10 protein-coding genes are annotated in these 12,739 nt (G+C 41.0%); 5 read left to right on the top strand and 5 right to left on the bottom strand.

The window, feature by feature from the left end; all coding sequences use genetic code 11:
- Window positions 1-3,777, bottom strand: coding sequence for an autotransporter assembly complex protein TamB (tamB, locus tag PSF42_RS11260; protein ID WP_272680032.1), 3,777 nt, complete (start codon window positions 3,775-3,777; stop codon window positions 1-3).
- Window positions 3,774-5,516 (bottom strand): autotransporter assembly complex protein TamA, encoded by a 1,743-nt coding sequence (gene tamA / locus PSF42_RS11255; RefSeq protein ID WP_125890687.1) that lies wholly within the window; start codon window positions 5,514-5,516, stop codon window positions 3,774-3,776. The genes tamB and tamA overlap by 4 nt, the downstream gene beginning before the upstream one ends.
- A 133-nt stretch (window positions 5,517-5,649) precedes the next feature.
- Between tamA and msrA the strand changes: the two genes are divergently transcribed.
- Window positions 5,650-6,291 carry a peptide-methionine (S)-S-oxide reductase MsrA gene (gene msrA, locus PSF42_RS11250; protein ID WP_213913376.1) on the top strand — a complete coding sequence of 214 codons (642 nt, stop codon included), beginning with the start codon at window positions 5,650-5,652 and terminating at the stop codon, window positions 6,289-6,291.
- 253 nt (window positions 6,292-6,544) lie between these two features.
- Window positions 6,545-7,912, top strand: coding sequence for a hemolysin family protein (locus PSF42_RS11245; protein ID WP_125890689.1), 1,368 nt, complete (start codon window positions 6,545-6,547; stop codon window positions 7,910-7,912).
- Window positions 7,913-7,987: 75 nt separating this feature from the next.
- Here PSF42_RS11245 and PSF42_RS11240 read toward each other — a convergent pair whose 3' ends face one another.
- Complete coding sequence (locus PSF42_RS11240) at window positions 7,988-8,194, bottom strand: DUF1107 domain-containing protein (RefSeq protein ID WP_004905964.1); 207 nt, start codon at window positions 8,192-8,194, stop codon at window positions 7,988-7,990.
- A 290-nt stretch (window positions 8,195-8,484) separates the two neighbouring features.
- Between PSF42_RS11240 and PSF42_RS11235 the strand changes: the two genes are divergently transcribed.
- Window positions 8,485-9,045 carry a YtfJ family protein gene (locus tag PSF42_RS11235; RefSeq protein WP_272680031.1) on the top strand — a complete coding sequence of 187 codons (561 nt, stop codon included), beginning with the start codon at window positions 8,485-8,487 and terminating at the stop codon, window positions 9,043-9,045.
- A gap of 169 nt (window positions 9,046-9,214) precedes the next feature.
- Here the strand turns inward: PSF42_RS11235 and qseC are convergent, their stop codons facing one another.
- Together qseC and qseB are read right to left on the bottom strand one after the other, a co-directional pair.
- A complete protein-coding gene (gene qseC, locus PSF42_RS11230; RefSeq protein WP_272680054.1) occupies window positions 9,215-10,576 on the bottom strand; it encodes a quorum sensing histidine kinase QseC in 1,362 nt (453 codons plus the stop codon).
- A complete protein-coding gene (qseB, locus tag PSF42_RS11225; protein WP_213913377.1) occupies window positions 10,576-11,238 on the bottom strand; it encodes a quorum sensing response regulator transcription factor QseB in 663 nt (220 codons plus the stop codon). The genes qseC and qseB overlap by 1 nt, the downstream gene beginning before the upstream one ends.
- 177 nt (window positions 11,239-11,415) lie before the next feature.
- Here qseB and PSF42_RS11220 point away from each other — a divergent pair, with 177 nt between their 5' ends.
- Together PSF42_RS11220 and nudK are read left to right on the top strand one after the other, a co-directional pair.
- Entirely contained in the window at window positions 11,416-11,820 is a 405-nt protein-coding gene (locus PSF42_RS11220) for a YgiW/YdeI family stress tolerance OB fold protein (protein ID WP_213913421.1), read from the top strand.
- Between the two features lie 115 nt (window positions 11,821-11,935).
- The gene (gene nudK / locus PSF42_RS11215; RefSeq protein ID WP_125890692.1) at window positions 11,936-12,526 is read left to right on the top strand and encodes a GDP-mannose pyrophosphatase NudK; all 591 of its coding nucleotides are present in this window, start codon (window positions 11,936-11,938) and stop codon (window positions 12,524-12,526) included.
- Window positions 12,527-12,739: the final 213 nt, after the last annotated feature.

The following is a 12,739-nucleotide window of genomic DNA, read 5'->3' as shown; positions in this document are numbered from 1 at the left end:
CTAAAACTCAAATTGGTAAAGGAGATCCAATGCCTGATTAACACCAGACACAGCTTCTAAATACAGTTTTGGCATCAACCGATAACGTAAAGTTAACGTCGCCAATGAGTCAAAGATACCAACTCCATACTTCACTTGTAAATCATTAGTGATCTTACCGCTTACAACGACTTGAGAACCATCCCCCACACCTTGGGTATCGACGGCTAAATCAGAGACTCCAAATGTCTCACCAATTTTACCCACGAGTTGCCCACTTTGTGCTACACCTAAGCCTATTAACATAGATGTCATTTGTGAACCATTTGCGTCCCCACTGTCTAAGCCCTCTCCTCTTAATAAGTAAGACAGCGCTTCTTGCTGTGTTTTCGCCGGTTCAGAGAATATTTCTACTTTTGGTTTATCCGCAAGGCCTGTGACCTTCACCCCGGCAATCACGTTATCTGCGGTATTGTCTGGGTTACGAATCGCTTCTAAGTTTAAGAATGGTTGGTCTGCAGGGCCCGAGAACTGAATTTGGCCTTTACGGACAATCAAATCTTGCCCATAAGCACGGAAACGGCCAGCCGGAATATCTACTTGACCATTAATGTGCAAGCCATGGATATTCTGAACCACTTTCAATAAACCGGTCAGACGTGCTTTTAAGCCAAATGCATCTAGTTGCACATCGTTGCCAATTTTAATATCCAAATTGGTCTGAATAGGAATGGATGGCGCTTTTTCCTCAATTGGCTGTAAATTGCTATCTAACATCACCACATCTGAAGACGCGCTTACCGCCGACTCAGGGAGTTCTTGAACAGTAATTCGAGCCCATGGAATATTGACGGTACCCTTTAACGTGAGTACCGAAGGTGATGCATCAAATACAATATCCGGTTGAACATCAATTTGGATCATCGGCGGTAAAGAAACGCGGAGGTTATTACCTCTCGCCATGACTTTTGCCCGCCACGCATCAATATTTCGCCAGTCCGCATCACCATCAATGTTCAGATAGCCCTCTGGCGTATTTATCTGACCATTCATTACTGAGCTTGTGCCGTTGAAATTAATACCTAAATGACCACTTTTGATATCAAATGGGATCATTGCCGATCTCACTTCTAAACTCGAAAGCGCTAAACTACCATTTAATAATGGGTTATTTGCTGACCCACTTAAACGTAAATTCGCACTCAAGCGCCCATTCGCCACTTCCTTCTGGCCTAGCAACGGCTTGATTAAATCTAATGTCACCGAATTAATTTCAACATTACCTGACAGTAAGCGGCGTTTCTCAATATCAGACACTTGGATATTGCCGCGCATTTGCCCATTATTCGTTAGCCCAAACAGCCAGTTAAGGTCTGCCTTGCCATTTTTTAAGCCCGCACTTAACGTTAAGGTATCAAAAGCAATAGGTAAACGAGTACCATCCACAAACTGAACCGCTTTGACATCATTTCCTCGCAAGTCCAGCTTCACTTGTGGCATGCTACCATCTGCTTTCCAAATGGCATTAGCTTTACCCGTAAATACGCCACTGACTCGAGTATCTTGTGGCATAAATGGTTTGATCATGGCGAGATCAAAACGTTCTAGCACGATATCCGCGCTACCACTTTTACCGGCTTTAATCGGTTTTGGTACACACAAACGGGCATTCGGGTTAACCCAACAATGTCTGCCAATGGTCACTTCTTGTGTTTGGTTGGCATAATCGAGTGACATCGCTTGGTTTAAGCGCCATTCACCCACCACCGTATCAAATAAGGTGTTGGTTAAATTCCCTTTCCACACTTCAGTCTGCCGGTCAAAACTGCCTGCTAATGCTAATTGACCCGAAACTGGCTCACCCTTCATATTCAATTTTAACGTATGCTGTTTTTCACTGCCTTTCGCATCTAAAGTCAGGTTACTGACAACAAGGTCACCTTGTTTTAACTGACGCAAAACAACAGATAGGTTCCCTTTAATTTGTTCGCCTGTTGCCACATTTCCTTTGATAACAACATTTTCGATAGCGAGGTCATCCTGCCACTTCACGCCGCGTGCAGTGAGGTCAACAAGCGCTTCTGGCGTCTCTAAATTACCCCGTAATTTCATATCACCGGCAATCACGCCACCTAAGCCAGGCAGCAAACCATTAAGTGCAGGGGCATTAATTTTGGCATCAAGGTTCCATTTATCAGCAAGGGAGCCTTTTATATCGACATTATTTTTACCCAGTGCCAAATTAAAGTTTGGAATATCCCATTGGCCTGCTGCGTTACCTTTGGCTTTGCCGCGCGCTTTCAAGAGATTATTTTTGACATTACCATCCAAAATAATTTCAGGGATATCTAACTGCCAGCTACCACCGTATAAACTTCCACGAGTAGCAATCTTGCCATCCACTTTAGCAGGCCATTCAGGATACTGTTTAGCCGTATTAATACCCGAAAGAGTCAATACCGCATTCCAACTAATCGCCTTACTCCAGTCCGCCACACCTGTAATATCTGCATTACCCTGTAAAGCAGCTAAGCGTAAGCGAGTTAAATTAATTTGCTCTTCATTACCTTTCGCATCTAATAGCAAGGTAGAGGGAGGGAGATCCTGCCCAGTGATCGCTGAACGTACAGACATATCATAAGCCGATGGCCGGCCATTTAGGCGCAGACGAGTCCCATCGAGTTGATATTGCGCCTCCCCCACTAACGGCCACGTTAACTTATCACTTTCTAATGTAAGCAAAATAGGCAGGTCTGCTTGTGACAAATCCGTTTCTGCATCTAATTTCGCATTAATTGGCCCGTGTAAGTTCAATGCCAATTTTAGCTCATCAACCAAACCGCCTTTTAAGGAGAGGTCTATTTTTTGCCCGTCTAAATCCTCTAAACGGCTTTCCCCCACGACCGACAATGAGACTGGCCATTTATCTTGCAATGTTGCTGTGCCAGATAACGCAATATTCCCCTGCGGTGCATCGACTTTTAACTGTTTAACTAAAACTTGTTGCCCTTCATTCGAAAGACTCAAGTGTAATTGGTTAATTTTAAGTTCAGTCGCTCCCGTTAATTGAAAATTCGAAGCATTAATGCCATCAACATTTAAATCAACAGGTAAAATAACTTCTGGTAGTTCAGCGAGTAACGGTTTAGAAAATAGCGCTTTTAATTCGTCCGCTAATGATTTTTGTTCATTAGTCGGCGTTGGCTCTGGCAGTTTCTCTTCAACGACGGCATCTGATTTGGTTTCAGGTAAATTAATTGCCAAATCCATGATATCGGTTGGAATGATAGTGATCGCTTTTCCTTCCCACGTGATCCCTGTGGTAAATTTGGCTAAATCGATGTCCATGCCATCCACATTGACGTGCGTTGAAACCAAAGCCAATTGATTCAAACGAATAGTCAAAGGTGCCTTGAGTTCAGTCAAAGGTTCAGATGGTGGTGTTTCTTCTGAAGGAGGAAACTGCGTGGTATCCACATTGACAGTGACATTTTCTGTGCCTAAGTTGTCGACACAGAGTTCACGACTGGTTAAACAACCTAAACGTACCGCTAAATTTAATTTCCCTGCGTTAACATCAACCCCTGGCATTTGGTATTTAACGCCGCTTAGCGTTAAGTTACTAATATCCCCGTCAATTTTATCAATGGTTAATTCAGGAACAAAGCGTGTCGCTGTATTTAATGCAAAGTGAAGACCAGACTGGGTTCCAATCACCCAACTGAGTGCGGCAACAACCAGAACAAGAATTAATAAAATGGAAAGACTGGTCCATTTTAGCCACTTCAACCACCTCATAACTCAGTCCCCAAGCCGATATAAAACTGTATTTTGTTGTTATCTGGATCACCGATAGGTTTTGCTAAGTCTAATTTTATTGGACCAACCGGTGAGACCCAGCGGATACCAATTCCCGCACCCGTTTTAAAATCATTATCTTTAAAATTATCAACGGCTTCACCACTATCAATAAAGGTTGCTCCCCACCAATTCCCTGTAAAGTTATATTGGTATTCCACAGAGCCTACCGCCAATTTTGATGCCCCTGTTAGTTTACCTTTACTATCTTCTGGCGAGATCTTTTGATAGCCATATCCACGCACGCTGCCGTCACCACCCGCAAAGAAACGCAAGTCCGGTGGAACTTTGTCGAAGTCATTGGTTTCAATCCAGCCGATATTTCCACGAACGACAAAGCGATGACCTTCCCATGGCGTTCTGATCCATACATTTTTGGCTTGTAGTACAGCGAAGTCGATATCTGAACCCCATATTTTATTCGAATAATCAATAGAATAACGTTGGCTATCACCCCATGTTGGCATCACACCGCCGCGTTGGCGAATGCGGCTCACATAGGCCCCGGGATATAGCAACATGGTCGTATTCGTCACGTTGGCTTGGGTAAAGTTACTCAGCATCCAACGCATGTTTACACCATACTGCCAACCGGATGAATAATCCCAATTACGAGACACATTCAAGGTTGTTGTATTCGCTTGGGTATCATTTAAATCTGTCCGTTTAAAGCCCCCTTGAACCGCATAATATTGCTCAAGCGGGTTCGCTTTTAATGGAATTTTATAGCTCGCATCAATTAATTGTTCTGGTTGGGATAAACTAATATTTGACGTTAAACTCTGCCCACGGGAGTTGATCCACGGCTTATTCCATGTCGCTTTAACGCGAGGACCTACATCTGTTGCATACCCCCCACCAAGCTCAATAAAATTTTTGGCTCTAGGCGTCATCACCGCTTCCATCGGCAATTCATAGGAGTTTTCTTTTCGAGCACTCACGATGCGCGGCGTCACAATCGCAGAAGTGAACCAACCTGTTTCTGCTAACCGACGATTAAATTCAGCGAGTTGCTCTGATGTGTAGTATTCCCCTTTTTTGAAAGGCGCAAGGTTGTTCAGGTAATCTTCACGAATTTGTGAGCCTGAATAAGAAATGGCACCAAACCGATAGCGTTCACCACTGTTAAAATCAAAATCCCAATAAGCCGCATGGTGATCAAGAGAAATACCCAATTGGCTTTTCTCCATCATCGCATCAAAATAACCTTTACGAACCGCTAAGCTGTTAAAGCGCCCTTTGAATTCTTCGTATTCGCCATCATTTTGAACAGTATCAAGCTTTGGCGTATATTGTTTGAGCATCTTTTCATAGGCTGGATCCGTTTTTGCTCCACCTTGTAACTCAACATTCACCCCTTTTAATAAAATAGGTTCCCCAGGAGTGACCTTGGCGGTTAAAACGGAACGAGCAGGCGGGGTTTTTTCTTCATAGCTAAACTCAACCGTGGGTTGGTAATAACCTAAAGGCTTTAAACCTTCTTTAATTGCTTTCTCAACACGGGCTCGAAAACGGCCGTTTGGCACAACTTCATCTTGCGATATATTAGATAGCTGTACGCGAACGTTTTGATTAAGTTGTCCTTCAAGGCCTTCAATATTAAGACGAAGATTAGCTGCGAGTGCCACAGGCACTGCCGCAGTTAGGCAGAGAAAACAAATTAGAGGGTATTTCGACACGCCTACTCCTAAGGTGATTGTTCGATTGACTAAATACTTCATATCAATTTATTTTGAGTAAAATTCGCCATAGACACAAGTTTTCATCCCCATTTTTAGATTATTTGTACGGTCAATATATATAGGAATCATTATGCCTTTTAATAAATTTCACTCTGCAAGTATTGCACAACCTCTGCCCGGCAGAGCAACTGCTATGACCTACTCACCATATCATGCACTTAACCATCATTCGATTGAGATTATTCCTAAGAATATGAAAGTTGCTTATTTTGCCATGGGCTGTTTTTGGGGAGTCGAACGACTATTTTGGCAGCAAGCTGGTGTTTATTCAACATCTGTAGGGTATTGTGGTGGTGTGACCCCTAACCCTACCTACGAAGAAGTTTGTTCAGAGCGAACTGGCCACGCAGAAGCGGTTCGTGTTGTTTTTGACCCGAAAATTATCAGTTACACCCAATTATTAGCTTTATTTTGGGAAAACCATGACCCCGCACAAGGTATGCGCCAAGGGAATGATATGGGGAGTCAATATCGTTCTGCCATTTATACTGTGTCTGATGAACAAGACCAACAAGCGATGGAGACACTGCAAGCTTACCAAGAGGCAATGAAAGCACAACATGACCCTCGTGCAATCACAACCGAAATAGCGCCATTAGACACTTTCTATTTCGCAGAAGATTACCACCAGCAGTATTTATACAAAAATCCAAATGGATATTGTGGATTAGGAGGAATTGGTGTTTGTTTACCACCTTCATTAAAAAGCTAAATCAATAGGTTAGTGCTGTAAATTCACTTTACAAATCGTTCAGGCTGTCTATCTATATTACTTAAGGCAGTTTGAATGATGATGAATATCTAGGCAGATAAATCACCTCAGTGCTATACTCATGCAACATATCAACAATTTGCGCATATTGCGCAACATATATTTGCATACTCAATATATTAAAATACACGAGACTATGCCTTCAGAGATCTTTGAATTTAATGGATTCTCCCTTTGATTGGCTGGATAACTTATGCTCAACAGTTTATTAATCGTTCTATTATTATGTGCAATCAGCGCATTCTTTTCTTTGTCAGAAATTTCTCTGGCAGCTTCCCGCCGTATTAAACTTAAGCTCATGGCCGATGAGGGCAACATTAACGCGGCTCGCGTGCTTAAATTACAAGAAATGCCGGGAATGTTCTTTACCGTCGTTCAAATTGGTTTAAATGCCGTTGCTATCCTTGCAGGTATTGTCGGGGAATCTGCGTTTTCTCCTGCTTTGTACGATATCTTTATTCAGTTTTTATCCCCAAGCTGGGCCCAACAAGTTTCATCCATCCTATCGTTCACCATTGTCACGAGCTTGTTTATTTTAGTGGCTGATTTAACGCCAAAACGTATCGGTATGGTAAAACCTGAAGCCATTGCTATTCGTATCGTGAATCCGATGCGCTTCTGCTTAGTGATACTGGGCCCATTCGTTTGGTTTTTTAATGGTCTCGCTAACCTAATTTTTAAATTATTCAAATTACCTACATCACGTAATGAAGACATCACTTCTGATGATATTTTTGCGGTTGTTGAAGCGGGTGCTGTCGCGGGTGTGTTACGTAAGCAAGAACATGAATTAATTGAGAATGTCTTTGAACTAGAATCACGTACTGTACCATCGGCTATGACCCCGCGTGAAAGTATCATCTATTTTGACAAAAACGAGTCAGAAGAAAGTATCAAACATAAAATATCAACCCAGCCACATTCTAAGTTCTTGGTCTGTGCGGGGGATATTGACCATGTTATCGGCTATGTTGATTCAAAAGAATTACTTAATCGTGTACTCAATGGGCAAAGTTTAAGCTTAAAAGAAGGTGCTCACATTAGAAATACGCTAATGATCCCTGACACCTTATCACTATCAGATACCTTAGAAGCCTTTAAAGCAAATGCGGTCGATTTTGCTGTTATTCTCAACGAATATGCATTGGTCATGGGTATCATTACCATCAATGATGTAATGATCACTTTAATGGGTGATTTAATTGGTCCAGGGCAAGAAGAGCAAATCGTGGTCCGTGATGAGAATTCTTGGTTAGTTGAAGGTGGAACGCCAATCGAAGATGTGATGCGCATTTTGGATATTGATGATTTCCCTGACTTTAGCAACTATGAAACCATCGCAGGGTTTATGATGTACCGGTTAAGAAGAATGCCGAAGCGGACAGATTATGTGAAATATGCGGGTTATAAATTTGAAGTCGTCGATATCGATAATTACAAAATTGACCAACTACTCGTAACTCGCCTTACTACGGTGCCATCACCTGTGGTTGTACAGCCCGGAAAAAATACTATTGAAACGGCTGACGCAAAACAACAAACAAAAGATACTGAACATTAGTGCTTGATAGCGAAGCCGTTTCTTTCAATGCGCCACCCATGTGGCGCGTTGTTAACCAAAACCTTCTTGATTAACCTAACCCAGTTCCGCCTGCAATAATGAAACCTGTTTATTGACCTCACTCATCACATTGTAATGGCGCTTATCACTGATTTTAGGTGGTAGAATTTTCCCATAATTAAACTCAAATGCCCCAAAATCCTTAATATAGAGCCTGCCACGGAATAGCGTTTTGACGTAAAGAGCAATCTTCGATGGGTTATAACGGTTAAAAATTTTCATTAGAACTTTGCCTCCCCTTTGTTCTTACGATATTCAATAACTCATACCGTACAATAATCATAGACCAGAAATTTTTACTTTGGTTCTAAAATTGCAGTTTTATTCAATTTGCTGACATAACATGACACTGTAAATTAACTGTTAAAACCCCATAAACTTTGCTTTTATTCTAAATTTTAAAAAAATGTTAAATTACCTCTTGAAACTCATCCGATGAGCTATGCTATAAATAGTCTTCATCAGACAAACCACTAGGCTCACATGGCAAAATCATCAATCAAGGGGCTTTTATGATAAGAAATTATTTACTTTTAATATGTTTGCTTGGGGTATCAGCAGTAGCTTCTGCAGCAAATATTCAATTAAACCAATCTGTTCCTGCTATTTCCGTCACCGATAAAGGTGAGCTTGTGATGAATAATGAAGGGAAGTTGGAGTATCAACCGTGGAAAAGCCAACAACTCGTTGGGAAGGTGCGTACTATCCAGCACATTGCAGGCCGCTCTTCAGCAAAAGAGCTCAATGCCCCCTTAGTTGAAGCTATCAAGCAAGCCAAATTCCCTCATGATACCTATCAGACAACGACAATCATTAATACCGATGATGCAATTTTTGGTACTGGTGTCTTTGTTAAAAATAGCGTTGAAGATAGCAAAAAAGAGTTTCCTTACTCACAATTTATTGTTGATAATGAGGGGACAGTAAAGAACGCATGGGGCTTGAAACCAGAAAGCTCGGCGATTATCGTATTGGATAATCAAGGAAAAGTGTTGTTTTTCAAAGATGGTGAATTAAATACCCAAGAAATTCAAAAAGTCATTAGTTTATTAGTCTCATCGCTAAACCAATAAGGGCAAACTTTTACTATGTCGTCGTGTGGGTCACTTCGCACACGACGTCTGTAATTAACCCTATCTCGCTTGAGCTAGAAATAGTGAGTTATGCTAAAATACCCTTACACTAAATATGCATAATTATGATTAATTTTTTCATAAACAAGCATGGCTAATGTGCTCATTATCACGTTTTTATTTCATTCCAATAGACTTTGGCACAAAATCCACCATTAGTACCGTGAGTAAAAATAACCTGCAAATGATGCAATTGTGCAACTCGCTTAACAATAGAGAGCCCTAAGCCACTCCCTGTCTTTTCTTGCCCCGGCGGACGATAAAAACGTTCACCTAGGCGCTGTAAAACCTCAGGTGTCACGCCATCACCATCATCTTGAATTTCAAGATGATCTGTATACAAAATAATTTCGACTCGCCCCGCTATTTTTCCATAACGTATTGCATTATTGAGTAAATTTCTCAGTAACGCGTTGAGTAGTAATGGTTGGCCTTGAAAATCAGGGGGGCAACTAACTAACGTGTTTATTATCGTTGTTTGCTGCTCTTGAGCTTCGGGCTCCACATCTTTTATCGCCGATTCAATTAATGCGGGCCAAGATACAACTGTAATATCATCGAGTTGCGTGGATGATTCTAGCCGAGACAACATGAGTAGTTGGTCAACAAGCCTAGTCGCCCTATCAATACCTTCCGATAAATTCGCCACTGCATGGTTACGGATCGCGTTATTATTCCCCGCAATTTGTACCACTTCCGCCTGCACCCTTAACGCTGCGAGTGGGCTACGTAATTCATGAGCAGCATCCGAGGTAAATTGTCGCTCGCGAGCAAACATGTCATTAATACGGCCAAACAACACATTCATAGAGTCAATAATAGGTCTGACTTCACTAGGAATACGCGTTACTTGTACTGGGGTTAATTCATCGGGTTTTCGGTGATACAACTGCTTTGCTACATCCTTCAATGGACGTAAAGCTCGTGTAAGCAGCCATAAAAATAGCAATAACATAATTGGCAAAGCAATTAACCAAGGCATAAATTGTGCCACCATAATATCGGTTGCCATTTCTTGCCGGTATTCCCACTCCTGCCCTACCGCGATAACATATTGACCATCTTGAGATTTTAGCCATACAAAGCGCCAAGGATCGTCACTTCCTTCGATCATTCCATCCGTAAAACCTTCTCGTTTAAATTGATAGACAATATCTCTACCATTATCACCGTCGTTTAAAACCATTTCACCAACAGGTGTAAAGATAGCAAATGCCAGTGCATCGTCATCCTGATGCCCGCGGTTCTTGCGTAATAATTTTTTGGTTTTAGTCAGTGAAGGCCGGCTCAATTCGAAGTCTGATGGCAAAACAGATAACCGTTTAGCAAACGCCATTTGCTGGGTATCAAACAGTTCATTGATCGTTTTATAGCTTTGATACCAGGCTAGCGAACTGGCGATCCCCCATGTCAGCAAAGCTAATAGGAGTAGCATTAACGTGAGTTTCAGCCTAAGACTAAATGTCTTCATCATGTATCATCACCTAACCGATAGCCTACACCGTGAATAGTTCGAATAAATTTATTACCTAATTTACGTCGTAAATGGTGGATGTGTACCTCAACCGAGTTACTAGAGACTTCCTCATCCCAGTTATATAATTTTTCTTCAATTAAAGGGCGAGAAAAAACTTTATTTGGGTTATGCATAAATAAAGACAGTAAAGCGAACTCTTTGCCTTTTAGCTGTACAGGCTCACCTTGCTGTGTCACCGTCATTGCAATTGGGTCCATTTCGACATCGCCATGCGTAAGTTTAGAAGACAGCTGCCCACTTCTGCGGCGGATCAACGCTTGCAAACGCGCCATGACTTCCATTAAAGCGAATGGTTTACACAGATAATCATCAGCCCCTTGCTGAAGCCCTTGAACACGTTGATCCAATGCATCTCGTGCCGTCAAAATCAAGACAGGCTCATCACGCCCTTCTTTGCGCCAATGTTTTAAAATATCCATGCCATCAATATTGGGTAACGAAAGGTCGAGTACAACAGCATCATAAGGTGCATCAAATACAGCCAGTTGTCCTTGTTTACCATCCATAAACCAATCAACCGTAAACCCTAGCTGCGTTAAACCCACTTTTAAACCGTCACCAATTAACCGGTCATCTTCAATTAAAAGAATTCGCATAATCTCCCCCACAACAGAATATTATTATATTTATCCCATCAGCCTTAAGATGACTAGCTATTATTAATGAAATTAAAAATATAATTCGTTAGTTAAGTTTCTTAAGATCCTGTTAAGATTTACTTGGTTTAATACCCTCCATACAAACAAATTCATGTCCATTTGGAGATACTGATGATGAAAAAATTACCTATAATCGCTTTAGTCGCTGCACTCGCAAGTGCACCTGTTTTCGCTGCAAATGGTGGATTTGACGGCCCAGGCGCGGTCACAAATACAACAACTCAAACCTCTAAAACGGGTGGTTTTATCGGCCCAAATAGTGGGGAAATGACGGTTGCAAAAGCGCTTGATATGTCAGATGACAGCTGGGTTATTTTACGTGGGAATATCGTCAAACAACTCGACCATAAACATTATGAATTCACCGATGGTACTGGCACTATTAATTTAGAAATCAGCGAAAAGCGTTGGAATGGTGTAAATGTGACGCCAAAAGATAAAGTTGAAATTCGCGGTAAAATTGATAAAGACTGGAACTCAAGAGAAGTCGAAGTTAAACAAATCCAAATTATTAAATAATTCACCACGTTTACAATGGGGCCTGCTTTAAAGCAGGCCCCATCTAAATCCTATTTTATACAGAAATTAACAGTGCTACATTAACAAAATCATTTTTGTTTTTTAAGGCTGCTTAATGACTGTAAAACGTCCTAACATACGAAATATTCAAGAGAAACTACTTTCAGATAATTGGTATATTTTAAAAAAATATACTTATGAGTTACAACGACAAGATGGTAGTTGGCAACAGCAAGAGCGCGAAGTCTATGACAGAGGGAATGGCGCTGTTATTTTGTTATATAACAAAATAAAGAATAGCATTATCTTAATTCGGCAATTTCGCATGCCAGTTTATGTGAATGGATATTCTGATTTCCTAATCGAAGCCGCCGCTGGCTTACTCGAAAACGCCTCACCAGAAGCTCGTATTATTGCTGAAACAGAAGAAGAAACAGGTTTTAAAGTCGATAAAATTCAGAAAGTTTTTGAAGCCTTTATGAGCCCTGGCTCAGTCACCGAGAAACTCCACTTTTACATCGCTGAGTACAGTGATAATAACCGTCAAAATGCAGGTGGCGGGCTGGAAGAAGAAGGGGAAGATATTGAAGTGTTAGAGTGGCCTTTCCCTAAAGCCATTGATGCGATAAAAACGGGAGAAATTGTTGATGGTAAAACCATCATGCTGATCCAATACCTCGCTCTAAACTCTATTCTAAAAAGCTAATCCTTTTTTCATAGCTCATAATGATAAAATAACATCATGGTGAGCTTTTCTACTTTTTACCCATCATTAAACGAATAATGAAAATAAAAATAAATCATAAAAAGATAATCAATTTTTATGATTTTGTTTTTTAATTAAAAATTAAAACCATAAAACTAAGATAAAACATATTTCGCTTTGACCTCTTCATTAAAAAACCTTAAATTTGAATAA

Source organism: Providencia sp. PROV032 (assembly GCF_028484875.1).
GTDB classification, from domain to species: domain Bacteria; phylum Pseudomonadota; class Gammaproteobacteria; order Enterobacterales; family Enterobacteriaceae; genus Providencia; species Providencia rettgeri_E.
This window is presented reverse-complemented; position numbering and strand designations above follow the sequence as displayed.